Source organism: Alcanivorax sediminis (genome assembly GCF_009601165.1).
GTDB lineage: Bacteria > Pseudomonadota > Gammaproteobacteria > Pseudomonadales > Alcanivoracaceae > Alcanivorax > Alcanivorax sediminis.
Map to the genome: position 1 here is coordinate 320,042 of NZ_WIRE01000001.1, position 23,925 is coordinate 343,966.

Annotated in this window: 24 protein-coding genes; 4 read left to right on the plus strand and 20 right to left on the minus strand. The window is 56.5% G+C overall.

Going from position 1 to position 23,925, the window contains the following annotated elements:
• Positions 1-25: 25 nt before the first annotated feature.
• The 3 genes from GFN93_RS01285 to GFN93_RS01295 all read right to left on the minus strand — a co-directional run bounded on the left by GFN93_RS01285 (position 26) and on the right by GFN93_RS01295 (position 2,689).
• Positions 26-781 (minus strand): SDR family NAD(P)-dependent oxidoreductase, encoded by a 756-nt coding sequence (locus GFN93_RS01285; RefSeq protein ID WP_153498633.1) that lies wholly within the window; start codon positions 779-781, stop codon positions 26-28.
• 65 nt (positions 782-846) lie between these two features.
• Positions 847-1,335, minus strand: coding sequence for an NUDIX hydrolase (locus GFN93_RS01290; RefSeq protein WP_153498634.1), 489 nt, complete (start codon positions 1,333-1,335; stop codon positions 847-849).
• A 325-nt stretch (positions 1,336-1,660) separates the two neighbouring features.
• Positions 1,661-2,689, minus strand: a complete 1,029-nt coding sequence (locus GFN93_RS01295; protein WP_153498635.1) for an AraC family transcriptional regulator — start codon at positions 2,687-2,689, stop codon at positions 1,661-1,663.
• A gap of 138 nt (positions 2,690-2,827) precedes the next feature.
• Here GFN93_RS01295 and GFN93_RS01300 point away from each other — a divergent pair, with 138 nt between their 5' ends.
• Entirely contained in the window at positions 2,828-3,892 is a 1,065-nt protein-coding gene (locus GFN93_RS01300) for a fatty acid desaturase family protein (RefSeq protein ID WP_153498636.1), read from the plus strand.
• A 264-nt stretch (positions 3,893-4,156) separates the two neighbouring features.
• Here GFN93_RS01300 and GFN93_RS01305 read toward each other — a convergent pair whose 3' ends face one another.
• On the minus strand, positions 4,157-4,699 hold the full coding sequence (locus GFN93_RS01305; RefSeq protein ID WP_153498637.1) for a macro domain-containing protein: 543 nt from the start codon (positions 4,697-4,699) through the stop codon (positions 4,157-4,159).
• Positions 4,700-4,918: 219 nt separating this feature from the next.
• Positions 4,919-5,608, minus strand: coding sequence for a 16S rRNA pseudouridine(516) synthase (locus GFN93_RS01310; RefSeq protein WP_153501762.1), 690 nt, complete (start codon positions 5,606-5,608; stop codon positions 4,919-4,921).
• 168 nt (positions 5,609-5,776) lie between these two features.
• On the opposite strand from GFN93_RS01310, the gene rep reads away from it, so the two are divergent.
• Positions 5,777-7,798 carry a DNA helicase Rep gene (gene rep / locus GFN93_RS01315; protein WP_153498638.1) on the plus strand — a complete coding sequence of 674 codons (2,022 nt, stop codon included), beginning with the start codon at positions 5,777-5,779 and terminating at the stop codon, positions 7,796-7,798.
• Positions 7,799-8,219: 421 nt separating this feature from the next.
• Here the strand turns inward: rep and GFN93_RS01320 are convergent, their stop codons facing one another.
• Positions 8,220-8,651: a YqaA family protein gene (locus GFN93_RS01320; protein WP_153498639.1), complete on the minus strand. Its 432-nt coding sequence runs from the start codon at positions 8,649-8,651 to the stop codon at positions 8,220-8,222.
• A 722-nt stretch (positions 8,652-9,373) separates the two neighbouring features.
• Here GFN93_RS01320 and ggpS point away from each other — a divergent pair.
• Complete coding sequence (gene ggpS, locus GFN93_RS01325) at positions 9,374-11,659, plus strand: glucosylglycerol-phosphate synthase (RefSeq protein WP_235901614.1); 2,286 nt, start codon at positions 9,374-9,376, stop codon at positions 11,657-11,659.
• Positions 11,660-11,783: 124 nt separating this feature from the next.
• Here the strand turns inward: ggpS and GFN93_RS17600 are convergent, their stop codons facing one another.
• The 9 genes from GFN93_RS17600 to GFN93_RS01365 form a co-directional block, all read right to left on the minus strand.
• Positions 11,784-12,182 carry a VOC family protein gene (locus GFN93_RS17600; protein WP_407921777.1) on the minus strand — a complete coding sequence of 133 codons (399 nt, stop codon included), beginning with the start codon at positions 12,180-12,182 and terminating at the stop codon, positions 11,784-11,786.
• 106 nt (positions 12,183-12,288) lie between these two features.
• Entirely contained in the window at positions 12,289-13,077 is a 789-nt protein-coding gene (locus tag GFN93_RS01330; protein WP_153498640.1) for an HNH endonuclease, read from the minus strand.
• A 644-nt stretch (positions 13,078-13,721) separates the two neighbouring features.
• On the minus strand, positions 13,722-14,180 hold the full coding sequence (locus GFN93_RS01335) for a GIY-YIG nuclease family protein (RefSeq protein ID WP_153498641.1): 459 nt from the start codon (positions 14,178-14,180) through the stop codon (positions 13,722-13,724).
• A gap of 55 nt (positions 14,181-14,235) precedes the next feature.
• Entirely contained in the window at positions 14,236-14,637 is a 402-nt protein-coding gene (locus GFN93_RS01340; protein WP_153498642.1) for a hypothetical protein, read from the minus strand.
• A gap of 60 nt (positions 14,638-14,697) precedes the next feature.
• Entirely contained in the window at positions 14,698-15,540 is an 843-nt protein-coding gene (locus GFN93_RS01345; protein ID WP_235901883.1) for an IS3 family transposase, read from the minus strand.
• An 11-nt stretch (positions 15,541-15,551) separates the two neighbouring features.
• Entirely contained in the window at positions 15,552-15,920 is a 369-nt protein-coding gene (locus GFN93_RS01350) for a transposase (RefSeq protein ID WP_328594109.1), read from the minus strand.
• Positions 15,921-16,041: 121 nt separating this feature from the next.
• Positions 16,042-16,266 carry an excalibur calcium-binding domain-containing protein gene (locus GFN93_RS17420; RefSeq protein WP_208993740.1) on the minus strand — a complete coding sequence of 75 codons (225 nt, stop codon included), beginning with the start codon at positions 16,264-16,266 and terminating at the stop codon, positions 16,042-16,044.
• 129 nt (positions 16,267-16,395) lie between these two features.
• A complete protein-coding gene (locus GFN93_RS01360; protein ID WP_153498645.1) occupies positions 16,396-16,722 on the minus strand; it encodes a hypothetical protein in 327 nt (108 codons plus the stop codon).
• A gap of 66 nt (positions 16,723-16,788) precedes the next feature.
• Positions 16,789-17,283: a hypothetical protein gene (locus GFN93_RS01365; protein ID WP_153498646.1), complete on the minus strand. Its 495-nt coding sequence runs from the start codon at positions 17,281-17,283 to the stop codon at positions 16,789-16,791.
• Between the two features lie 320 nt (positions 17,284-17,603).
• Here GFN93_RS01365 and GFN93_RS01370 point away from each other — a divergent pair, with 320 nt between their 5' ends.
• The gene (locus GFN93_RS01370) at positions 17,604-18,602 is read left to right on the plus strand and encodes an integron integrase (protein ID WP_153498647.1); all 999 of its coding nucleotides are present in this window, start codon (positions 17,604-17,606) and stop codon (positions 18,600-18,602) included.
• Here GFN93_RS01370 and GFN93_RS01375 read toward each other — a convergent pair.
• The 5 genes from GFN93_RS01375 to gcvT all read right to left on the minus strand — a co-directional run bounded on the left by GFN93_RS01375 (position 18,580) and on the right by gcvT (position 23,796).
• A complete protein-coding gene (locus GFN93_RS01375) occupies positions 18,580-18,915 on the minus strand; it encodes a YceK/YidQ family lipoprotein (RefSeq protein ID WP_153498648.1) in 336 nt (111 codons plus the stop codon). The genes GFN93_RS01370 and GFN93_RS01375 overlap by 23 nt on opposite strands.
• A gap of 127 nt (positions 18,916-19,042) precedes the next feature.
• Positions 19,043-20,509 (minus strand): aminomethyl-transferring glycine dehydrogenase subunit GcvPB, encoded by a 1,467-nt coding sequence (gcvPB, locus tag GFN93_RS01380; RefSeq protein WP_153498649.1) that lies wholly within the window; start codon positions 20,507-20,509, stop codon positions 19,043-19,045.
• Complete coding sequence (gcvPA, locus tag GFN93_RS01385; protein ID WP_153498650.1) at positions 20,506-21,864, minus strand: aminomethyl-transferring glycine dehydrogenase subunit GcvPA; 1,359 nt, start codon at positions 21,862-21,864, stop codon at positions 20,506-20,508. Before gcvPA ends, gcvPB begins: the two co-directional genes overlap by 4 nt.
• A 156-nt stretch (positions 21,865-22,020) precedes the next feature.
• Positions 22,021-22,407 carry a glycine cleavage system protein GcvH gene (gene gcvH, locus GFN93_RS01390; protein WP_035232460.1) on the minus strand — a complete coding sequence of 129 codons (387 nt, stop codon included), beginning with the start codon at positions 22,405-22,407 and terminating at the stop codon, positions 22,021-22,023.
• 309 nt (positions 22,408-22,716) lie between these two features.
• Positions 22,717-23,796: a glycine cleavage system aminomethyltransferase GcvT gene (gcvT, locus tag GFN93_RS01395; RefSeq protein WP_153498651.1), complete on the minus strand. Its 1,080-nt coding sequence runs from the start codon at positions 23,794-23,796 to the stop codon at positions 22,717-22,719.
• Positions 23,797-23,925: the final 129 nt, after the last annotated feature.

The following is a 23,925-nucleotide window of genomic DNA, read 5'->3' on the forward strand; positions in this document are numbered from 1 at the left end:
CGCCGCGCCGTGTTGCGTGTTGCGATCAAAGCGTATTGCAGAGATGACCGCCGTCCACGGCGATGATGGCACCGCTCATGTAGGACGAGGCATCCGAGGCCAGCAGCAACAGCGGGCCCACCAGTTCGTCGATCTGGCCAAGGCGGCGGAACGGAATGCGCTTGAGCATTTTTTCCGCCTGCGGGCTATTGAAGAAATCCGCGTTGATATCGGTTTCCACGTAGCCGGGGCAGATGGCGTTGCAGCGAATGTTGTAACGGGCGCAATCCAGGGCCAGGGATTTGGTCAGCTGCACCACCGCCGCCTTCGAGGCGGTGTACGGTGCCACACGGCCCCCCACACGCAGGCCCAGAATGGAGGCAATGTTGACGATGCTGCCGGGACGGCCATCGCGCTTCCACTGCTGGATGGCGAACTTGGACACGGCCCAGACACCCTTCAGGTTGGTATCCACGACTCGATCCCATTCTTCTTCGGGAATGGCCTCGGTGGGGCCTTCCTGGGAAATACCGGCGTTGTTGACCACCACATCCAGCGGCGGCATGTCGGCAAAGGCCGCTTCCACGCTGGCGTGATCGCTCACGTCCATGGGCACCACAATGGCTTCACGGCCCAGGGCGCGCACGGCATTGGCGGTATCTTCGAGTTTTTCCACGCGGCGGGCGGCCAGCACCACATCCGCGCCTTCTTCGGCCAGCGCCGTGGCAAAGTGGGCGCCAAAGCCGCTTGAGGCGCCGGTGATCAGAACACGCTTACCGGCAACACTGAATCGCTGAGTCATAAGGCTCTCCTTCTTGATGCAGAGAACCTACCCAGCAGCAGCCCTGTAAACAAGGACGAAAACGCTCAGGAGGTTGATGCCAGCAGTAAGGAAAGAGCATGACGGGTGTCCGGCGTGGCCCCGGCCAGAGCCAGCGCGTCCCGGGCCGGCAGCCAGTCGATGGCCACCACCTCGTCACTCAGTGACACCGCCTCAGGGCACACCCGCACCGACGACAGCGCGCCCCACACCCGGTGATGGGGGTTGGCAAACCAGAACCATTGCCAGCGGCTGAACTGCCGACGCAGCCCCAGCTCTTCATGCAGCTCGCGGCTGAGACTCTGGGCCACGGATTCATCCGGCCGCATGACCCCGCCGGCAGCCAGGTCCCAGCCCCCGGGGTAGAAATGCTTGTCTGCCGCCCGCTGCTGCACACACACCCGCCCGGCCAGATCCTGCACCACCACATAGGACGCGCGGTGAATCAACCGCTGGCGCTGCATGCGCCCACGCTGACAACTACCGCGGGGATGGTTATGCCGGGACACCAGCAGGACAGGTTCGTGGTTGCTCATGGGGTGTTGTTATTCAGCAATGCAGATCGGCAACAGTAGCGGCATGGGCAGGGGATTGCCAGATGAACACGGTCTCTCTCTACCGCAGGAACTCTCTGTGCTCATCGGGTCAGCCTGCAAGCGACCTTCTCCGTAGGAGCTTGCCTGCAAGCGATCCGAGCCTCAGCGAGGTAATCAGTTTCGGGTTGCTAGTGACGAGTAACGAGTTGCGAGTCGCGAAAGGCAAGGAATACAAAAGCCGCAAAACTACAACACGAAGCAGGCCTCGGGTCATACCCCGTGTTGTAGCTTGCGGCTTGTAGCTAGTACCTTGGCGCCCAGGTTGTTACGGCTGGAAATGGCTCGGCGGGTGGCCGGTCCATTTGCGGAAGGCACGGGCAAAGTTGCTGGGATCCGCATAGCCGAGACGCATGGCTACCTGCTGCACGGTGATGTTGGCCTGCAGATACCCCATGGCCTTGGTCATGCGCACCTCTTCCAGCAGTGAGCGGTAACTCACGTCCAGGGCATTGAGGTAACGACGCAGGGTACGGGAGGTGACGTGGAAGTTGCTGGCCAGCTGTTCCAGGCTGGGCAGCATTCCCTCGGCCTGCATCAGTCGGGCACGCACGCGGCTGGCCCAATCCTGATCGGCCTCCAGGCGCTGCAGCTCTTCTTCGCATTTCTGCGCGGCCATCTGCCGCGAGGCCGGATCGGACAGGGTAAAGGGTTCGTTCAACAGGCGAGTCGGCAGGCGCAATGCTGCCACTTCCGCGCCGAACTCCACCGGCATCCCCAGCAATTCATCGTAAAGGTGAGCGTGGGCAGGGGCCGCATAGGGTAGCTCCAGCACCGCGCCCTTGAATCGGTCACCCAGCAGATAGCGGATACCGCCCACCACCGCAGCCACCACCACTTCCAGATAGGTCTCGCGAATGTCACCGAGCGGCATGCTTTCAATCAGGCAAAAACGCACGCCACTGCTGACCGGCTCAATGCGCGGCACACACAGGCGGGTGCGGGTACGGAAATATCGCTCCAGCAACCGCAGGGCATCACCCAGGTCGGCACTGCTGATGGCCGCATAGCCGAGCAGGCCATGCGCGGTGAGCGTCAGCTGCTGGCCCAGCTTCAACCCCAGTGCCGGGTTGCCGGTCATGTCGCGCGCGCCCACCATCACCTTGCGGAATTGCTCGAAGCGCAGCGCCGGTTGCGGGTTGTAGACCTCATCCTTGCTCAGGCCCACACGGTTAAGCAGGCGCGAGGTATCAATGCCCAACTCGCCAATCAACTCGACCAGATTGCGGACATAGTTGACCGGGACCGGGGAGCGGCCAGTGCCGGGGTCTAGCTGTACGAAACGTTCACGACTCATACCCGTTACTATACGCTAAGTTGAGCCCCTGTCCGAAAATGACCGACGAGTGGCCATCCCTGCACTTCGATTGACTACACATGTTCACCAGAATGCCTGCCATCAGACCCACTCCCATGGCAACGCCAAGGACAGAGCATGACAACCGATACCGCCCCCTACAGCCGCCAGTTCGGCGCCGATGACGCCCGCGCCATCCGCGACGCGGTAAAGAAGGATCTCGGCACCGACGCCTTTAAATCCCGCCCGCTGCGGGCCCTGTGGTTCATCCCCATGACCGCCATCATCGTCGGCAGCATCGCCAGCATTCTGGCCTTCGATCTGCCCTGGTGGGGCAATCTGCTGCTCAGCCTGCTGGCCGGCCACACCCTGGCCTGCCAAGCCCTGTTGGCCCATGAAGTGCTGCATGGCGCCCTCGGCATGAGCCGCCGCCTGCAGGATGCGCTTGGCTGGATGGGCTTTGGCCCGGCCATGGTGCCGCCGGAGTTCTGGCGCCGCTGGCACAACGTGGCCCACCACGCCCATACCAATCTGGGCGACAAGGACCCGGACTCCTTCGGCACCATGGTGCGTTACGAGAAATACCCGAAGATGGCCAACTTCACCAAACCGGCCCCCGGTAGCGGCACCTGGTACAGCTTCCTGTTCCTGTTCTATTCCTTCATGTTCCACGCCCAGCTGGTGCTGTGGATGCAGACCCGCCGCCGCGAAGAGTTCAAGGGCTTCAACCGCACCAAGGCCATTACCCAGTCCATGTTGTGCGGCGCCGCCTGGATTGCCCTGGCCATCGCGTCCGGACCGCTGGCGGTCTTCACCGTGCTGATCCCGGTCATGATTCTCAACTTCATCGGCCAGAGCTACATTCTCACCAACCACATGCTGCGTCCGCAGATGGACAACAACCATCCGGTGGACAACTCCATGAGCGTGCGCGCCTGGCGCTGGATCGACCCGCTGCATTTCCACTTCAGCCATCACGTGGAGCACCACCTGTTCCCGAAAATGGGCTCCGACCAAGCCCCGAAAGTACGTGCCTGGCTGCAACGGGAAATGCCGGACCGCTACGTGTGCCCAAGCCACGTGAAAGCCGTGGCCATGCTTTACCAGACACCGCGAGTCTACAAAGATGCCAAAACCCTGATCGACCCGCTCAACCCGGAGCGAACCGTGGACGTGATGGAGTTGCAAGGGAAGCTGGGTTAGGAACACCTGACGCCTGACACAAAAAGGCCCGCCGGTAATCCGGGCGGGCCTTTTTGCGTCGGTAAACCCCTCGCTATACCCCGCTGTAGGAGCTTGCCTGCAAGCGATCCGAGCCTAAGCGAGGTAAGGATTCCAGAAACGAGTTTCGAGGATCAAAAACCTGGCCCAGGCAAGCGATTTGGGGTTTTGCCTTTCGAAACCCGTTACTCGCAACTCGAAACTATTACCTCGCCAGGGCTCGGATCGCTCAGGCGAGCTGAGCTCCTACAAATTTGCAACCGGGGCCATCAGTGCCCTATCAAACACCGCCTTGTCGCTCTCGCTGAACAATACAAAACGCACCGTGCGGACGTTATCTAAACCGGGCACCACATCCACCACGGCTTTCAGAGTGACCTGCGCAGCTTCCTCAATGGGATAACCAAAAATGCCGGTAGAAATCGCGGGAAAGCCGATGGAGGTGATGTCATTTCGGTCGGCCAGCAATAACGCTTCCCGGTAACAGGATGCCAGCAACCCGGCCTCCGGCTTGTCGTGGCCATACACTGGCCCAAGGCAATGAATCACATGGGCATTGGGCAAATGATGGCCACCGGAAATCACCGCCTGCCCCGGCTTGATCGGCCCCAGCGGAATGCATTCTTTTTCCAGTTCCGGCCCTGCGGCACGATGAATCGCACCCGCCACCCCGCCGCCCACTCGTAACTCCGCGTTGGCCGCATTGACGATGGCATCCAGGTCCGGCTGCCGAGTGATATCGCCCTGCACCGTTTCCACGGTGACCTTGCCGAATTGGCGTTGCGTCATGACAGCCTCCCTGTCTCAAATCCAACTTTGGGCACGAAGCCGCTGTAGGAGCCCAGCTTGCCTGGGCGAGGTGATAGTTTCGAGTTTCGAAAGGCCAAACCCCAAATCGCGTGCCTGGCCCAGGTTTCTGATCTTCGAAACGCGCCTCTGGAATCCTTACCTCGCCAAGGCTCGGATCGCCTGCAGGCAGGCTCCTACAGCGGCTTCGTGGCGGGCGCCCTAGACACTGGCAATCTCTTCCTCCGTCAGCGCCCGGAATTCCCCCGGCGCCAGGCTCGCATCCAGCGCAATTTCGCCAATCTGCTCCCGGTGCAAGCCCACCACCTTGTTGCCCAGAGCAGCCAGCATGCGCTTCACCTGATGGTAGCGCCCTTCGGTAATCGTCAGCAGCAATTCGTGCTCACTCACCCGTTCCGCCTGTGCCGGCAGGGTCGGCTTATCTTCGCCACGCAGCAGAATGCCCTCACGCAGGACCTGAAGATCTTCATCACCAACCGGGTCGGCACACTGCACCCGGTAGCGCTTGCCACAGGCATGATTGGGAGAGGTGAGCCGGTGCGACCAGTCGCCATCGCTGGTCAGCAGCACCAGTCCGGTGGTGTCCCGGTCCAGCCGCCCGGCCGGGTGCAGGTCCCGGCGCAGTTCCGCGGGAATCAGATCCACCACAGTGCGGTGCTCGCCATCCTCGGTGGCACTGACCACCCCCGCCGGCTTGTGGAGCATCAGGTAACGGTGGCCCGGCAATTGCACAGGTTCGTCATGGAGCCACACCGGCTGGCCGTCAGCGATCCGGGTATTGGCCTTCGGGCGCGCCTCACCCTCCACACGCACCGCGCCCTTGCCAATCAATACCTTCACCTGTTTGCGACTCAGCCCCGTACTGTGGGCAAGGAAGAAATCCAGACGCATGACCATGGCAATGCTGAGAACCTGTCCAGGCCTGCCCCTGCACCGCCAGAGCGGGTGCGGGAAAGGCAAAATTCATCGATCAACTGACACCCGGTATCTGGAGTGCAGCCGCCTGACTGGTATCATACCCGCCTTTGCGCCCCATACCCGAACCCGGACACACACCCCATGAGTAAACTCAACCCTCGCCAACAGGAAGCCGTGGATTACGCCGATGGCCCCTTGCTGGTACTGGCCGGGGCGGGTTCCGGGAAAACCAGTGTGATCACCCGCAAGATCGCCTGGCTGATTCAGGAGCGGGGCATGTCGGCCCGGCACATTGCCGCGGTGACGTTCACCAACAAGGCCGCCCGGGAAATGAAGGAGCGGGTGCAATCGCTGGTGAGCCGCGACCAGACCCGCGGCCTGATTGTCTCCACCTTCCACAACCTGGGCCTGCGCATTCTCAAGTCCGAATTGAAAGCCTGTGGCCTGCGCAATGGCTTCTCCATCCTCGATGGCGCTGACAGCAAGGAAATCCTCAAGGAAATCCTTCGTCAGGGCGATTCGGAGAAAGACCTGGACGCGGTGGATGCCATCCACAAGCGCATCTCCGACTGGAAGAATGGCCTGGTATTGCCGGAAGAAGCAGTCAGCACCGCCGACACCGACGAAGCCCTGCGCGCGGCCATGGCCTATGGTGGCTATGACCGCATGCTGCGCGTGTGCAACGCGGTGGACTTCGACGATCTGATCCTGATGCCCGCGCGTATGTTCAAGGAGCAGCCCCGCATTCTTGAAAAGTGGCGCAACCGCATCCAGTACCTGCTGGTGGACGAATACCAGGACACCAACGGCGCCCAGTACGAGCTGGTAAAAATGCTCACCCTGCCGGAAGGCAAGTTCACCGTGGTGGGCGACGACGACCAGTCCATCTATGCCTGGCGCGGTGCCCGTCCGGAAAACCTGGCCCAGCTGCAGGAAGACTGGCCAACGTTGAAAGTCGTCAAGCTGGAACAGAACTACCGCTCCACCGGGCGCATCCTGAAAGCGGCCAACACCGTGATCGCCAACAATCCCCACGTGTTCGATAAAAGCCTGTGGTCTGACTATGGCTACGGTGAACCGCTGCGCTTCTCCGCCCTGCGCGACGAAGATGCCGAAACCGAATGGATCGCCAGCGACATCTTTCACCGCCGCCTGCAACAGGGCCTTAAGTGGAAAGACTTCGCCATTCTTTACCGCGGCAACTTCCAGTCACGCATTCTGGAAATGAAACTGCAGAGCCTGTCGATTCCCTACAAGGTGTCCGGCGGCACCAGCTTCTTCTCGCGCAGCGAGATCAAGGATCTGATGTGCTACCTGCGCCTGCTGGTGAACCCGGACGATGACAATGCCTTCCTGCGCATCATCAACACGCCACGCCGGGAGATCGGCCCCACCACGCTGGAGAAACTCGCCACCTGGGCCATCAAGCGCGAGCAAGGCCTCTACCATGTGTGCGACGACTTCGCGCTCAGCGAAGTCATGGCGCCCAAGTCCGCCGAGAAGCTGCACAAGTTCAAAACCTGGCTGGATGCCAAGCGCGAGTTCTGTTTTGGCCAGAACAGCCTGCAGGCCGTGAACGAACTCATCAGCGACATCGATTATGAAGGCTGGCTGATGCAGAACGCCTCCAGCCCACGCATCGGTGAAAAGCGCATCGAGAACGTCTGGCAACTGGTCCGCAGCATCGAACGCATGCTGGAAAAACAGGAAGAGGAAGAAGATGGCGCCAGCGATCTGGAGTCCGTCATCAAGAAACTGGTGTTGCTCGACATGCTTGAGCAGCAGGAAGAAGACGACGATTCCGACCGCGTTCAACTGATGACGCTACATGCTTCAAAAGGGCTGGAGTTTCCCCATGTCTACATGATGGGCGTGGAAGAAGAATTGCTGCCCCACCGCACAAGCATTGAAGAAGACAATATCGTTGAAGAGCGGCGCCTCATGTACGTGGGCATCACCCGCGCCCGGGAAACCCTGGCCATGACTCAGGCTCTCACCCGCAAGCAATATGGCGAACGCATCGACACCGCTGCCAGCCGCTTCCTCGATGAGATCCCCCAGGACGACATCGATTTTCTCGGCATTGGCGTGATCAAGGATGAAGCCCAGGAAGACGCCGTCGCCGAAGCCAGCATCGCCAACCTGAGAGCCCTGCTGGACTAAACCCGAGCCCGACATTGCCGTAGGAACGTAGCGTAGCGGAGTAACGCACGCAGTGCGGCCCGGAGGGTGAGCGCAGCGAATAACCTGCCTGCAGGCGATCCGAGCCTAAGCGAGGTAATCAGTTTCGAGTTGCGAGAAGCGAGTTTCGAAAGGCATAACCTCAAACCTCGAGCCTTGTTGTTGTTTTTCGATTTTCGAAACGCGCTTCTGGAATCCTTACCTCGCCTAGGCTCGGATCGCCATGCGAGCATGGCTCCTACAGGAGGCTCAGGTTATCTAGTAGCGCCGAACTCAACGATCTGGAAGTGTTTCCTGTTCTTCGGAAAAACCCGGGAACTTTTCCGGGGTTTTCTATCAGATTCAAGCGCAGCTCGTAGCTCCGTTTCGCTTTTGATCTCCCCTTTCAACTTTGAACTGCCTTTCACCCCGCCATCCACGCAATCACCACATACCGCAACAGCTTCCCCGCCGTCACCAGCAACACGAACCACAACAACCGCACCCGCAGAATCCCTGCCATCACCGTCAACGGGTCCCCGATCACCGGCGCCCAGGCCAGACACAACGACCACACCCCGTATTTTCGAAAACGTTTTTCTGCCGACACGAACTCCGCCTCGGACATCTTCAACCAGCGGCGTATCACTGCCACCCCGGCCCAATAGCCCAGAGCATAATTCACCAGGGAACCCAACACGTTTCCCACCGTGGCCACCGCCACCAATGTTCCCGGAGAAAGCCCATTCAGCAACAACGCCACCAGTACCACTTCGGAACTGAGCGGCAACACCGTCGCGGCCAGAAACGCCGCCAGGAACAAACCGATATGACCCAGCTCGGTAAAATATTCCATTACGCTTAACGCTCCCTCCGCGCCTTATTCACCCTCACCCGCCCATGTAGGAGCCTTGCTCGCAAGGCGATCCGAGCATAAGCGAGGAAATCAGTTTCGAGTTGCGAGAAGCGAGTTTCGAAAGGACAAACGTCAAACCTCGTGCCTGGTTGTTGTTTTTTGCCTTTCGAAACTCGTCACTCGAAACTCGCTTCTGGAATCCTTACCTCGCCAAGGCTCGGGTCGCCTGCAGGCAGGTTATTCGCTGCGCTCACCCTCCGGGCCACACTGCGTGCGTTACTCCGCTGCGCTACGTTAATACAACCAATCCATGCCGCTTTCCCAATGACCCCGACATCATGCACCAGCCCCATCAAACGCCCCACAATCACGCGGAAACCACCGCAATATTTCCGTCACTGCCCGCCCGACACAGCAAGAACACCCGGTTTTTTGTAACCACCGCAACCCCACACTGCATCTGCCTTTCAGCCATTTACTAAAAGGCAAATTCAAAACAAAAATCCATCACCCGGCACAGATTATGCACCACTACCTTCAGGAAACAGATTGCCAGTTAGCACCCCGGTGCCGGCACATGTTCCCTGCGATGCGAATTCATCCCTGCATCCGGCTGCTAAATTGGCAATGCGTACTGACTCTCGGGCTACCCCTGCTGAGTCAGCGCTATTGCGAACTCGCATTCTCGCAATACTGGAGTCGATTAACTTCACAGCGAGGTAATGATGCTTTTAGCAACGGATCTTGATGGCACTTTTCTGGGCGGAGATGAAGAGAGTCGTTCCAGGCTGTATCAACTTATCAACGCTCATCCGGATATTGATCTCGTGTTTGTCACCGGACGCGGCCTCGAATCCGTGCTGCCGCTTCTGTCTGACCCCACCATCCCCACACCGCAATATATTATCTGCGATGTCGGTTGCACCATTGTGGATGGTGACACCCTGCAACCGGTACAGCCCCTCCAGGGACACATCGACAACATCTGGCCCGGTGAACATATTGTCGGCAATGCCGTAGAGCAAGTGTCGGCCTCCCTGCAACGACAGGATGTGCCACAGGAACGTCGTTGTTCCTATTTTTGTGATGCCGATGAAATCGACAGGGCACTTGAAGCCCTGGTCGAGGACCTGGGCTGCGACCTGCTCTATTCCGCTGACCGCTATCTCGATGTGTTGCCTAAAGGTGTGAACAAAGGCAACACGCTGCTCAATCTGGTCACCCACCTGGATATAGGCATAGAGCAAGTGCTGGTGGCCGGCGATACCCTGAACGATCTGTCCATGTATGAGCACGGTTTCAAAGGCGTGTGCGTGGGCGGGTCCGAGCCCGCGCTACTCGAAGCCACCGAGAACAGCACCCGTGTCATGCACGCCCCTTCACCGGGCTGCGCTGGCATTCTTGAAGCGCTGGGGTATTTTGGTTTTCTCGGTCCGGCAGGTGTAGACACGGAAGTCCGTGACATTGCCACCCCGGGTAAAGCCGACCTGGTGATTGTCTATCACCGCCTCCCCTACGAGGAATCCATTATTGATGGCAAGGTGGTGCGCCATCGCCCCAAATCCCCTAACGGTATTATTCCCACACTGCTGAGTTTCTTTGATGATAACAAGGCGGGCTCCTGGGTGGCCTGGTCAGCCCATGATGGCGATCCACAAGACTTCCAGACCCACACCGAAGTGGATGCCGAGCGCTTCCCCAATCTGGTGGCTGCACGGGTGCCCCTGAACAAGGACGACATCGACATCTTCTACAAGCGCTTTTCCAAGGAAGCCTTCTGGCCCACCCTGCACACCTTCTGGGAGCGAGCCAGCTTCAAGGAAGCACACTGGCAAGTATTCCTGAAAGTGAACAAGCAGTTTGCCGAGCGAACCGCCGCGGAAGCCGCGCAGAACGCTACCGTCTGGATCCACGACTACAACCTGTGGATGGTTCCCGCCTACCTGCGCGAACTGCGCCCGGACGTGACCATTGCCTTCTTCCATCACACCTACTTCCCGTCCGCAGATGTGTTCAACGTACTGCCCTGGCGCCGGGAAATTGTCGGCAGCCTGCTGCAATGCGATTACGTGGGTTTCCACATTCCCCGTCAGGCGGAAAACTTCGTTGACGTAGCCCGCGGCGTCACTCCACTGGAAGTGGTGGAACGGGTCGGCTGTGCACCACGCTTCCTGACCTATGGCTGCGCCGTCGGCCTGGATGAAATGACCAAGACCATCAAGGTCAACGACCGCCACATCGGCCTGGGGGCTCATCCGGTTGGTATTGATCTTAATCGCATCAAGACCGTGCTGGAGGATCAGAAAACCCGCTTGCGCATGCAGGAACTGCGCGAACAGCTAAAAGGCACCCGTCTTATCCTGTCCGTGGAGCGGCTCGATTTCACCAAGGGCATCCTGGAAAAACTGGTGGCTTATGAACGATTGCTGACCGACAACCCGGAACTGCTGGGCAAAGTAACCCTGCTCACCGTGTGCGTGCCGGCCGCCAAGGAAATGCGCATCTATGACGAACTGCAGCAGCAGATTGAGCAGACCGTAGGCCGTATCAACGGCCAGTTCGCCCGGGTCGGCTGGACCCCGGTGCAGTTTTTCTTCCGCGCCTTCCCTTTCGAGGAACTGGTCAGCTACTACGCCATGGCCGATGTCATGTGGATCACACCACTGCGAGATGGCCTGAACCTGGTCGCCAAGGAATACGTGGCCACCCAGGGGCTCACCCAGGGAAGTGGTGTACTGGTGCTCTCGGAGTTCACCGGTGCCGCCTCCGAACTACGCGGCGCCATCCTCACCAACCCCCACAACCCCATGGAGCTGGCGGATACCTGCTATCTGGCCCTCTCCATGAGTGCCACCGACGCCCGCGCTCGCCTGGACGAAGCCTTCAGTGTCGTCCAGCACTACGATATCGAGTATTGGGCGAATGATTTTCTGGACAATGTGGACCTGTTCAGCCGGAAGCCGAAGAGGAAGGTGAAGCTGATGGGATCGGATAGTCAGGTGGCGTGAAAGAATGGTCTGATTATGAAGAAGTGAACGCTCGGGCGATCCGGGCTTTCATCCTTACTAAAACGGTTCAGGCCTAGCCACCCTTGGCGTGCTACGCCCGAACGTTCATGGAATGCTTGGTTGCCTATTCTTCCCAATCGGAATTCTGTAATACAACACGGTAACCATCCAGATCTTCATAGGTTTTACCGACATGATCCCAATAAGGATTACACGACTGGACGCACCTGAAGCCCGCTGACAGCATATCCTCACCGCACTCAGCCCATAACCTGGAATCAGGGATATAGAAAACCAATAAGTTATCCCTGGTAGGAGCCCTGCCAACCAGAGTACCGGGTTGATGTGTGAACTCCAGATGATAAGCGTGCTCTGGGTGGCCAAGAATAGCACCATCAAACCCATCATGATCACTAAAACTGCTTAACAACTGAAACCCCAGACCCGAGATGTACATCGAGGTAATTTCGTTCAATCTATCTGTCGGCCTGGCAACTCTGAGAACCGAAGTTTTGGGAATCATCCGCTAATTCCTTTTATTGGTAACGCCTTGCATCAGCCGACCCTGCGGAGTGAAGCCGAAAGCGTAGCGGAGCAGGGGTCGGCTGCATGCAATTGTTAGAACGCACCTACTCCGTACTCCGCTTCTTCAATAGTTCAGGACAGGGATGTAGCTCAACGTTTTTCGGTAAATGTAGCTGCTTTCCGTTCAATGACATTGATGCGGAAATGTCTGACTCTGAGTAGTCTTCTTGGCTAAATTCATCATCTTCATATTCAATGACCAATGAGGGTGATACCGATATATAGCCACAATCAAAAAGTTTATGGTGATTGGCGCAAAGTAGAATTCCGTTGCTGGGAGAAATACGTTGCGAGTGCTCACATTCTGCCCACGGAACAATATGAGCAGCTTCCAATACTTCTTCGAAGCTCAGCCGACACATGGCGCATTGATATTCGTAAGCCTCCAGTAATGCACGACGAAATATGCGTTGAGCAGAACCCCTGACCTTAACGCGTGAATATATCTCTCCAGATTTGGCTGGATTTTCAACTAGGTATTGCGCAAAAGATTCTGTTGTATTTTCTTCGCCGTATCCGGCAAATGGATTATCGACTGTCGCCCAATTAAACGCGAATACCTGCTTATACGCTTCATCTAGGTCATCAATGTCCCACGCGATAAATCCGGCGCCAGGAACACCTGAGATTTTTCCGATAACGATTACAGTTAACGGTGGAATTTTATTGTTGAGGCAATGGTAGAGAATTGGCCCAAGGCCTTTTCCTACGGAAAGGGGATTGGTATCAATTAGCGGTGCTAAATCACTGTAGGTCAGCGTTTGACCTTTCTGGGCCGCTTCCGTCAAGACTGGCCAAAGAATCCCAGCCGCATGCTCCCAGTTTTTGGACATTCCTACTCCCTTTCTAGTGTGATCTAACGCCCGGCTCACCGGGTAAATTTTTGATGGCGGCTTTTGTGCGGCCTTATGCACAAAAGGTGACAGCGGAAATTTATCCGGTGCAGCTGATTGTTAGACGCTACTGCAGCTGCGAACATTTCCCAATCACTGAGTAATAATCGGTGGAGGCGGAATTACTAGCATTGCCATTCAGGCTCATAATTACAAAAGTTCCATCGCTGTCCATCATGAACACCCCGCCCCAGCTCTCCCCTGGCATTTCGCACCAAGTAGGCCTACCCGATTCATCATAATTACACTCAGAGAGCCAATTTGCGTCGATACCAAAACGCCTGAGCCCCGTGCGCCTTCCAACAATGTATTTATTATCAGTGGCCCCAGAGAAGGACCCGAATATTGAACCCTCGTGCTTTGTAACAGCCGCGCCCTGCTCCGCGATACATAAATAGGAGCTATCCTGAGCTTCCGCAGAGGCAGCCCCTGATAGAAGACCAAGCATAAAAAATACAACGCGCATCTTCGTTATCTCTTCCTGCAGGCTTTATCTGTCTAACGCCCGGCTCACCGGGAAAATTTTTGTTGGCGGATTTATGCACAAAAGGTGACAGCAGAAATTTATCCGGTGCAGCCGATTGTTATGTGCTCTGCGTCCTGCTTCTGCAAGCTTCCAAAACATCCCCAGCAAATTGGGCTCCAGACTCGGCACGCCAGCGACAGCCGCGAGCCTGATGAAGATTGTCATAATGCTCCGAAAGTAAATCATATACCCTCCGCTCCAGAGCTTTTCTGGCCCTATTGAAAGATGCAGAGTTTGCAGCAGCCCCATTTTCCTTGGCTATTTTCTCCAGCAAAGGAGTATCTATCGGGAATGCCAAAACGATATATTCCTGCTCTGGCATATTGCGCTCATGAATAATCTTACTAAGAATAGCGCCAGACCGTTCCTTCCCGCGAATATGAAGCCCAATTCTGTCGGATACACTTTTGCCTGTTTCCCCAACATAAATCGGGCGTCTTCCCTGATCCATCCATACGTAAACAAAGCTGCCGCCACTGAATGCCTCAGGGCCAACCCGCACTTTCATTTCCAACATTCGGAGCACTCTTTTGGCTTCACATAACGCTGCAAACAACGGCGCGGAGCGTCCGCTATTGCTTTGCCTTGTTATGAGCCTCTACATCGGGCTCTCTCAAATATATTTCTGTACTTGTAGAATTCTCTAGCCTCAGAACTGTATCTGTAATGGACAGCAGCGTTTGAGTCTTAGTCGTACCATCTCTCCATATAAGTCTGAAAATTCCATCCTGAAGACTCCACGTTCCGCCTGGAGCATTTTTTGAATCTCCTTCTGGTACTGAAACTACCGCCAGCTTAAATGTTCCGCCTTCCTCTAGGTCCATCTCCAGAAAATCACCACAACCCATATGAAAGTACCATTTCCCGTCAACAAGCCTCTCTACTTGCGAACCACTCTCCAAGTCTTCAGATACCGGAGACGAACTGCACCCATGCAGCAAAACGGCCAGTATCAGAATAAAAATCAGCCGCATTACCCCCCCTCATAACGCCCGGCGCAGCAGGCTGATCTGCTACCACTTTCGTGGACACTTTCAGGCACACGCCCGCATGTAACTTTCCGGGCTTTGATACCCGATCCCCGAGTGCAGTCGCTCTCGATTATAGAACTCAATAAACTCCACAATTCGGGCAACCGCCTCAATATCATTCTCAAACTTATGCTGGTGGACCAGCTCCGTTTTCAGCGTATGGAAGAACGACTCCACCATTGCATTATCCAGCGGCGTCGCTTTGCGACTCATGCTCCTTCGCATTCCCGCCGCAGCCACCAGATCACGATACTCATGCGCCGCGTACTCGATACCCTGATCTGAGTGAAACACACAACCAGGAAGAGGCACCTCACGTGACAAAGCCATTTTCAGCGCACTCTTGGTCAGCTCGCTATTTCGCTTGCGGCTAAACGACCAGCCAACAACCCTACGGCTATACAGGTCTACTACCACTGCATGATAAAGCCAGCCGGAACCGGTTCGCACATAAGTGAAATCACCAGCCCAATGCTGCCCCTCGCCCTCTGCCACGTCTTCTGCACCCAAAACATTACCCGCAGCACTATAGAACTCATGTCTTCCCGGGTTCCAGACATAAAGCCCTTTACTGGAAGCATGAATCCCCGCTTCCTTCATGAGCCTGGATACGCGACGGACACTGCAAGAGAAGCCATTCTTACGCAGTTGCTGATGAATTCGCCGAGCCCCATACGCCCGGCGAAATCCTTGATGTAACTCGACCATAGCTTGCTTCAGCTTATCGTCATAACAGCTTCTCTCACTCTTCGGGCGAGAGAGCCAGGCGTAAAACCCGCTCCTCGACACGCCAAGAAGCTCACAAAGACGACGCACGTCACGGCCCTCGCGGCTCTTCTCAACCAGCTCATAGAGCTTTACTTTTTCCGCTGGAAGAACCGCTCGGCCTTTTTTAGCAAATCAATCTCGTCGTTACGGTTGTCTAGTTCACGTTCGAGTTTCTTGATCCGCTTTTCTGCCGCAGCCAGTTTCTCCTCCGCTTCCTTCAGAGGGTCCGCTCGGTTCGGTCGGCGCTTAGGGGACGGGGGTGATGCTTTCATATTTTTATTCTCCCTTAGCTCTCCTCGACGGTGCTCCATCTGCCAGCGATAAAGCATTACCGGATGGATACCCAGCGACTCTGCCACATCCTTTGACCTAACGTCAGGGTGATTCGCCAATTTAACGGCCTGGAGTTTGTAAGCTAGGGTATAACGGTCGTAATTTCGCTTTCTTGTTTGTCCCACACTGCACCTCTCTTATGAACAGAAAACTCTGTCCACAAAAGTGGTTACAGATCAGGCAAATTGGAGCGACGCAGGAGCGGAAATTTGGTCTGCCTGGCGCCGCTTGTTATAGCACCCGCTATCAAAACCGGGAATCGTTTTCACAAGGTATCCCGTCTCTATCACCATCCATCTTTGTATTCGGGCAGTTTCTTGTGAAAAATTCGGCTTCAGCTCTTGAAGTCATCTGACTGCAATGCTGCCGGCCATCGCACCGAAAGTCTGATCGGTAAGTATTAACGGGTTCTTCCATTGCTTCCCTATCCATGGCATACGGATGGATTACAGCACCTGTACCCGTATCCATGTTATTTGTGTAGTAACTCCACGCGGCAAAACCCAAAACAGCCACAAGAAGAAAATTTTTCAAAACCCCTACCCCACGTTAATTTCGCTATAACGCTGCGCTCTGCCGCTTGTCGGCAGCAGTGCCTTGTTATGCTTCATCTGCTTCAGCAGGCTTAGACTCTGAGGCTTCTTGAATAGCCCGACGAAGACCTTTAGCCAGAAAAAACACCCCTGAAATGCTTGAAATATATACAAAGTAGTATATATACATTCCTATAGCTGTTTCGTTTCCTAGGCCCAAAACACCTTTCAAGAACCCTGCAACCATCGGTATCAAAACCATAAAAAGGAGCGCGCTCTTAAGCAGCTTCTTCCCTTTCGCTCCAGACGCATTAGCGATCCCATTGATAGTAATCACCAGGTACACGGTAGCCCCGAACAAAGCTGCTGTTATCAAACCATTTATCAGTTGCATTTCCACCCCTCTAAATTCATGCATAACGCTTAGCACAGCCGCCGAAGGTCGGCCTGCTGCTTCTTGTTATGACCCGACATAGCTCTGTAAAGCATTCTGATATTCCAGCTCTCTTGGGTTGCCCGTCTCATCACCTAGAAATGGGCAATGAACCCTGCCATGACGCATAACCTGCTTCACAAGCTCAAGCAACCCAACCATTTCGGACTCATTTACCAAATCTCTAGGATCATAAAAAATCTCAACTGAATCCGGGAACACATACACCGCTGCACAGTTAGTAACGGCCTTTCCGTCCCTAAAGTTAGCTATGGGATGACATACAGGGGTAATTTCACCTGAGATCACCTTTTCAGCAACCTCATCAATGCGGCTCAGAGGGACGTCTTTGTTCTCAATATTGCTCCAAACTGTTTTCTCATCCGGAATCTTTCCGCTATGCGCACAAATATAATTGTAAATGCTCATGATCTCGGATGAACTGAGGCCTTCAAAATAAAACCCAGGCAGCGATCCCTTGTCTAGAGAAAGAGCTTCTTTAAGTATATGAGGAACTGGCATGCATCTCTCAGTCCTAACAGCGTATTCAGTCGAGTCCTTCGACATATCTTTTTTCGACATATTTCTTCGCGTAGATAGCGATGAAATACATTTAATCTCAATTTTCTCAACCAGTTATTGGAAAAACGATAACAATTCCCAACGGAAAAACTCGAAGCAGCGGGTTATTTCCCGCACTCGGCCCTTCAGATTAAGCCGTTCCGGGCCCCATATTTCAATAACTTAACAAATTTTAAGCGATCTCTTACAAGCATTTCGGCGCCGTTCCGTTGAGCAGGGCTAATCGTGAGCTCAATCTGACATCACACATGGAGGTCAGCATGAGTAGTCGCACCAGAGATATTCCTGTCTATGTTCCAGAAAAGCCCGTCAAGCTTCTTGACCAATTTCGCTCCTGGCTTCGCGCCAATCATTATCGGTACCAGACTGAGCAGACGTATGTTCACTGGGTTGTGACATATATTCGTTATCACAGCCTTAGACATCCGAGGGAGATGAGCACCCCTGAGATTGAAGCCTTTCTCACCTACCTGGCAACTCAACGCCAATGCAGCCCCGCCACGCAAAAAGTCGCACTCAACAGCCTTAATTGCTTTTATCGCAAGTTTCTTAAGATTGACTTCCCTCCTCTGGAATTTCGCAGATCTCGCCAGTACCGCCGGCCCCCTGTTGTATTTACTGACCAGGAAGCACGCGCCGTAATCGAGAAGCTATCAGACCCCTTCAAACTGATGGCTGAATTAATGTACGGCTCAGGGCTGAGGGTTTCAGAGACGATGCGACTCCGTATCAAGGATATCGATTTTGGACAGGGGCAACTGATTGTTCGGGAAGGAAAAGGTAACAAGGACAGGATAACCGTTCTCTCTGATCAACTTCATGACCGCCTGAAGCTTCAGATAAATCTCGCCAGCAGTTATTACCAGTATGATCGACAGAATGGTGTCGGCCCCGCATGGATGCCGCATGCATTGGCGAGAAAGTATTCTGGAGAAGCATCACAGCTTGGCTGGCAGTTCATTTTCCCTTCCAACGAGCCTGCGAAGGATCCGCAAACCGGGATCTTGCGCCGCCATCACCATCATCCCGACACCATTCGTAAACATATCAAGAAAGCGGCTCAGGAAGTCGGCCTCGTCAAACTCTGCGGTCCGCACACTTTCCGCCATTCCTTTGCGACACGATTACTGGAAAGTGGCTACGACATCCGCACTGTTCAGGAGCTGCTGGGCCACAGCGACGTTTCCACCACCGAGCGGTATCTGCATGTGATGAACCGGGGTGGGCTGGGGGTGATCAGTCCGCTGGATCGGAGTTAGGTGGGGGCGGCCTTTGTTCGCAAACGGCCTGACTGTACCAGCTGCCATAGGTGGTTTGCCGGTATACGGAGTACGGCAGTAGTAGCGTATCCACAACCAGGCTCATGGGCAGATCCACCAGACAGAAGAACCCGGCATTTTCAGCCGGCAGGCAGTAAAGATCGAAGACGAAACCGCTGTAGACATTGGGGATGGTCTTACTGTCGCTACAGCCCGCGCCCGCATCTTCATAGGCATCATTAGTTTGCGTGTAGAGGCTGGCACAACCGGGTAGTAGGGTGATAAGGAGCAGTAGCCCTGCGCGGCAGTTCATTGTCGTGGCTCGGTAATAATCCTGCTTTCAGTATGGTCCGGTTTCGGATGATTAAACATAAAAAAACCCGGCTTTCGCCGGGTTTTGATCGCCATGCAAGCATAGCTCCTACAGGGCAAGTACTCGCTTACTCGGACCAGGTGAGGTCCAGCTCGCGGGCTGCCTTTACGTCATCCAGGCGACGCACGGGCTGGGTGAAGGGCGCTTCCTTGACCATGTCGGGTTCGGTGCGCGCTTCTTCCAGGATGGCAGCCATGGCATCGACGAATTCGTCCAGGGCTTCCTTGCTTTCGGTTTCGGTGGGCTCGATGAGGAAGCACTCCGGCACCAGCAACGGGAAGTAGGTGGTCGGGGCGTGCTGGTTGTAATCCAGCAGGCGCTTGGCGATATCCATGGCGGTGACACCCAGCTCTTTCGCCTCTTTGGCAAAAGTGAGGATGAACTCGTGGCTTGCGCGACGATCCGGGTAGGCCGCGGTGCAACCAATGGCTTCCAGTCGCTTGAGCAGGTAGTTGGCGGCCAGGGTGGAGAATTCACCCACGCGAATCATGCCATCACGGCCCAGGGAGCGGGCGTAGTAGTAGGCACGCAGCAACACACCAGCGTTACCCATGAAAGCACTCAGGTGGCCAATGCTGGTGGGCAGGGTGTCCGTGTCGACCCAGTAGTAGCTGTCGTCGTCACGCTGGCCCGCCATCGGGGTGGGCAGGTAGGGCAGCAGTCGCTCGGACACACCCACCGGGCCGGCACCCGGGCCACCACCGCCGTGCGGCGTGGCGAAGGTCTTGTGCAGGTTCATGTGGATCACGTCGAACCCCATGTCACCGGGGCGCACCTTGCCGAGGATGGCGTTCAGGTTGGCGCCATCGTAGTACAGCAGGCCACCAGCTTCGTGTACGGTTTTGGCGATGGCTTCGATTTGACGCTCGAACACGCCACAGGTGCTCGGGTTGGTCATCATCAGGCCAGCGGTTTGCGGGCCGCACGCCGCCTTCAGGGCTTCCAGGTCCACGTCGCCGTCTTTACCCACCGGCACTTCACGCACCTTGTAGCCACACATGACGGCGGTGGCCGGGTTGGTGCCGTGGGCCGCTTCCGGGATGAGGATTTCGGTACGCTCGTCGTCACCACGGGCATCGTGGTAGGCGCGGATCATGGCGACACCGGCAAACTCACCCTGGGCCCCGGCCATGGGGGCGAGGGACACCCCTTTCATGCCGGTCACTTCCTTGAGGAAGTTCTGCAGTTCGAACATGCAGCTGAGGAAGCCCTGGCTATGGGTTTCCGGGGCCAGCGGGTGACGATTCAGGAAACCCGGCAGCATGGCGGCGCGGTTGGCGCCCCGCGGGTTGTATTTCATGGTGCAGGAGCCCAGCGGGTAGAACTGCTTGTCGATGGCGAAGTTCTTGCTGGACAGGTTGGTGTAATGACGCACCACCTGCATTTCGGACACTTCCGGCAGTCCCGGCTTTTGCTGGCGACGCAGCTGCGCGGGAATAGCGCTGAGCTTGTCTTCTGCTACCGCTTTCGGCGCCTGGGAGACGGCACTGCGGCCAGGCTGAGACAGTTGGAAAATCAGTTTGGTCTCGCTCATGCCAGTACCTCCTTCAGGGCGACAGCAAACAGATCAAGATCACCTTCGCTGTGCACTTCGGTGGCGTTGATCAGGATCGCATTGGGCATGTCATAGTCTTTGGCCAGGCTAACGCCGCCGAGCACATCTTTCTCGGCCAGGGCCGCCAGCACTTCCGCTGCCGGCTTCGGCAGGGTCAGCACCACTTCGTGGAAGGTGGGCGCGGTAAACGCACGGGCGACACCATCGATGGCGGTGAGCTTTTCAGCCAGCGCCTGGGTGTTGACGTGACAGTGGGCCGCCACATTGGTGAGACCATCCGGGCCCAGCAGGGAGCAGTAGATGGTGGAGGCAGTCATAGCCAGGCCCTGGTTGGTACAGATGTTACTGGTGGCCTTGGAACGGCGGATGTGCTGCTCGCGTGCCTGCAGCGTCAGGGCAAAGCCTTGCTTGCCTTCCATGTCCACGGTGCGGCCGATGATCCGGCCCGGCATCTGGCGCACGTATTTCTGTTTGCAGCACATAAAGCCGTAGTAAGGCCCGCCGGAAGACAATGGCACGCCCAGCGGCTGCCCTTCACCCACCACGATATCGGCACCTTCGCTGCCCCACTCGCCCGGCGGTGTCAGCAGCGCCAGCGAGGTTGGATTGACCACCGCGATAACCAGCATGTTGTTGGCGTGGGCCCAATCGGTGAGCGCATCCACGTCTTCCAGGCTGCCAAAGAAGTTGGGCTGGCTGATCACCAGCGCGGCGTAGTCTTCACCTTCGTGATGCTTGAGGGCATCCACCGGGGTCTGGCCACTCGCTTCACAGAACGGCACCATTTCCAGCGCCACATCCTGGTTTTCCACGATGGCCTTGGTGGCCATGGTGTAACGCGGGTTCAATGCGCTCGGTACCAGCACCTTGCGGGATTTGCTCTTGCGATTGGCACGCAGGCTCATCAGGACCGCTTCCGACAACCCGGAGGCGCCGTCATACACAGAGGCGTTGCTCACTTCCATGCCGGTGAGGCGAGTCATCAGGGTCTGGAATTCGTAGATGACCTGCAGGGTGCCCTGGCTGGCTTCTGCCTGGTAAGGCGTGTACGCCGTGTAGAACTCGCCACGGGTGGCAATCTCCCATACCGCCGCCGGAATGTGGTGCTGGTAGGCACCGGCGCCGATGAAGCTGACGGCGCCCGCGTCCATGGCCGCGCGCTCATTCATCAGACGCGTCACTTCCATTTCGCTGAGCCCTTCGGGCAGCGCATCCAGCTTGCCGGCAGCTTTCAGGTGCGCGGGAATTTCATCGAACAGGGCTTCGATGCTGTCGGCGCCAATGGCGTCGAGCATGGCGCGCACGTCGTCGGGGGTATGGGGGATATACGGCATGGGGGTACCTGGATAGGTTGGGTGTTGGCTTTGCGTTCCTCAGCACTGAAAACGCGTTGAGGATCAGCTACGAGCCACGAGCTTCGAGCTACGAGAAAAATCTTTTACTCGCAGCTAGTAGCTAGAAGCTCGCAGCTGCGAATAACGGTAATGCCGTTATTCGCTTTCGATCTGCGCCTGGTACTGGTCAGCGGTGAGCAGGTTGTCCAGATCGGTTTCTTCGCTCATGGCGATCTTGAACAGCCAGCCACCTTCATAGGGGGCGTTGTTGACCAGCTCGGGTTCATCTTCAAGGGCTTCGTTGATTTCCACGATTTCGCCGGACACTGGCGCGTAGATATCGGAAGCGGCTTTCACGGATTCAACCACACCGGCTTCATCACCTGCGGCAACGACTTGACCCACTTCCGGCAGTTCCACATACACCAGATCACCCATGGCATCCTGGGCGTGGGCAGTGATACCCACGGTCACGGTACCATCTTCGTTTTTGGCCCATTCGTGGCTGCTGGCATAACGCAGTTCGGCGGGGATCTCGCTCATTGTTGTCTCCTTGAGAGTCGCTACACGCAACATGCTTCACGCATGCGCACTGGAAAATATTGAATCAGTTTAAAGTTCAAAGTTGAAAGTTGAAAAGCGCGGGATGAGCACCCTGGTTTGCCATGCCCTGCCCGCGCCTCACCGTTTGAGCGCGAAACACAAACCCCGACTTCACTCGGGCCTGTCGCCGCGTTTCAACTTTAAACTTTCAACTCACTGCGCCTGACTATCGCGATCACACCGGAAAAAGGAAAAGATCGCGTGCAGGCACGCTCCTACCGCGACCGCTCCACGACGTGAAGCGTGCCGCTAGACTTCTTTGTAAACTGCCTGGCCGTTGCGCACGAACGGGGCTTTTACCACCTGGGCAGGCTGACGCTTGTTGCGGATTTCCACGTCCACTTTGCCGGTCGCCCCTGCGGGCAAACGGGCCAACGCAATGGACTTGCCCAGGGTGGGCGAAAAAGTCCCACTGGTAATCTCGCCTTCTTCACCATTGGCGAGCAATACCTTCTGATGGGCACGCAGCACGCCTTTGCCTTCCAGCACCAGGCCCACCAGCTCCGCATGACCACGCTCTTGCTGGTTCAGCAACGCCTGACGACCAATGAAATCCCGGTCGTTCAACACCAGGGTCCAGCCCATGTTCGCTTCCAGCGGGGTGATGGTGTCGTTCATGTCGTTGCCGTAGAGATTCATGCCGGCTTCCAGTCGCAGGGTATCCCGTGCACCGAGACCCGCAGGCGCCACCCCTGCGGCAAGTAACTGATCCCACAGCGCCACGGCATCGGCGGCGGGCAACATGATTTCTACGCCATCTTCACCGGTGTAGCCGGTGCGGGCGATCATCCAGTCATTCGCTTGTGCAAAGTGGAACACCTTGAGGGTATTCACTGCTTCTGCACGAGCCCCATCCAGCAGGGAGGCCAGCAGCTCACGGGCCTGCGGCCCCTGGATTGCCAGCATGGCCAGCTCGGGACGCTCGTGGATATCCACCGCAAAGCCTCCGGCCTGGGCTTCCATCCACTCCAGGTCGGTTTCACGGGTGGCGCAATTTACCACCAGCCGGTAGTCATTGTCGCGTTTATAGACGATAAGATCGTCGATCACGCCGCCATATTCATTGAGCATGCCGCTGTACAGGGCACGACCTTCGGTAATACGGTCCACATCGTTGGCCAGCAGGTGACGCAGGTAATCGCGGGCACCAGCACCGGCCACATCCACTACGGTCATGTGGGATACATCGAAGACGCCCGCCTTCTGCCGCACGGCATGATGCTCCTCAATCTGGGAGCCGTAGTTGATCGGCATATCCCAGCCGCCGAAGTCCACGATCTTGCCGCCTGCCGCCACATGCGCGTCGTACAAGGCTGTGCGATGACCCATAACACCACCACTGTTCAAATGAAGGGGGAATTATATCGGGACGAGGCTTGGGGGCATAGGCTCACGGGCCAAACAAGCGCAATGAGAAACAACAGAAACGCCCTGTTTACAGGGAGAAAGCGGGCATCG

Excerpts from the sequence above, each read along its gene's own strand:
- GFN93_RS01285 (WP_153498633.1), bottom strand. The coding sequence starts at position 781 with ATGACTCAGCGATTCAGTGTTGCCGGTAAGCGTGTTCTGATCACCGGC.
- GFN93_RS01290 (WP_153498634.1), bottom strand. The coding sequence starts at position 1,335 with ATGAGCAACCACGAACCTGTCCTGCTGGTGTCCCGGCATAACCATCCC.
- GFN93_RS01295 (WP_153498635.1), bottom strand. The coding sequence starts at position 2,689 with ATGAGTCGTGAACGTTTCGTACAGCTAGACCCCGGCACTGGCCGCTCC.
- GFN93_RS01300 (WP_153498636.1), top strand. The coding sequence starts at position 2,828 with ATGACAACCGATACCGCCCCCTACAGCCGCCAGTTCGGCGCCGATGAC.
- GFN93_RS01305 (WP_153498637.1), bottom strand. The coding sequence starts at position 4,699 with ATGACGCAACGCCAATTCGGCAAGGTCACCGTGGAAACGGTGCAGGGC.
- GFN93_RS01310 (WP_153501762.1), bottom strand. The coding sequence starts at position 5,608 with ATGCGTCTGGATTTCTTCCTTGCCCACAGTACGGGGCTGAGTCGCAAA.
- rep (WP_153498638.1), top strand. The coding sequence starts at position 5,777 with ATGAGTAAACTCAACCCTCGCCAACAGGAAGCCGTGGATTACGCCGAT.
- GFN93_RS01320 (WP_153498639.1), bottom strand. The coding sequence starts at position 8,651 with ATGGAATATTTTACCGAGCTGGGTCATATCGGTTTGTTCCTGGCGGCG.
- ggpS (WP_235901614.1), top strand. The coding sequence starts at position 9,374 with ATGATGCTTTTAGCAACGGATCTTGATGGCACTTTTCTGGGCGGAGAT.
- GFN93_RS17600 (WP_407921777.1), bottom strand. The coding sequence starts at position 12,182 with ATGATTCCCAAAACTTCGGTTCTCAGAGTTGCCAGGCCGACAGATAGA.
- GFN93_RS01330 (WP_153498640.1), bottom strand. The coding sequence starts at position 13,077 with ATGTCCAAAAACTGGGAGCATGCGGCTGGGATTCTTTGGCCAGTCTTG.
- GFN93_RS01335 (WP_153498641.1), bottom strand. The coding sequence starts at position 14,180 with ATGTTGGAAATGAAAGTGCGGGTTGGCCCTGAGGCATTCAGTGGCGGC.
- GFN93_RS01340 (WP_153498642.1), bottom strand. The coding sequence starts at position 14,637 with ATGCGGCTGATTTTTATTCTGATACTGGCCGTTTTGCTGCATGGGTGC.
- GFN93_RS17420 (WP_208993740.1), bottom strand. The coding sequence starts at position 16,266 with ATGGATACGGGTACAGGTGCTGTAATCCATCCGTATGCCATGGATAGG.
- GFN93_RS01360 (WP_153498645.1), bottom strand. The coding sequence starts at position 16,722 with ATGCAACTGATAAATGGTTTGATAACAGCAGCTTTGTTCGGGGCTACC.
- GFN93_RS01365 (WP_153498646.1), bottom strand. The coding sequence starts at position 17,283 with ATGCCAGTTCCTCATATACTTAAAGAAGCTCTTTCTCTAGACAAGGGA.
- GFN93_RS01370 (WP_153498647.1), top strand. The coding sequence starts at position 17,604 with ATGAGTAGTCGCACCAGAGATATTCCTGTCTATGTTCCAGAAAAGCCC.
- GFN93_RS01375 (WP_153498648.1), bottom strand. The coding sequence starts at position 18,915 with ATGAACTGCCGCGCAGGGCTACTGCTCCTTATCACCCTACTACCCGGT.
- gcvPB (WP_153498649.1), bottom strand. The coding sequence starts at position 20,509 with ATGAGCGAGACCAAACTGATTTTCCAACTGTCTCAGCCTGGCCGCAGT.
- gcvPA (WP_153498650.1), bottom strand. The coding sequence starts at position 21,864 with ATGCCGTATATCCCCCATACCCCCGACGACGTGCGCGCCATGCTCGAC.
- gcvH (WP_035232460.1), bottom strand. The coding sequence starts at position 22,407 with ATGAGCGAGATCCCCGCCGAACTGCGTTATGCCAGCAGCCACGAATGG.
- gcvT (WP_153498651.1), bottom strand. The coding sequence starts at position 23,796 with ATGGGTCATCGCACAGCCTTGTACGACGCGCATGTGGCGGCAGGCGGC.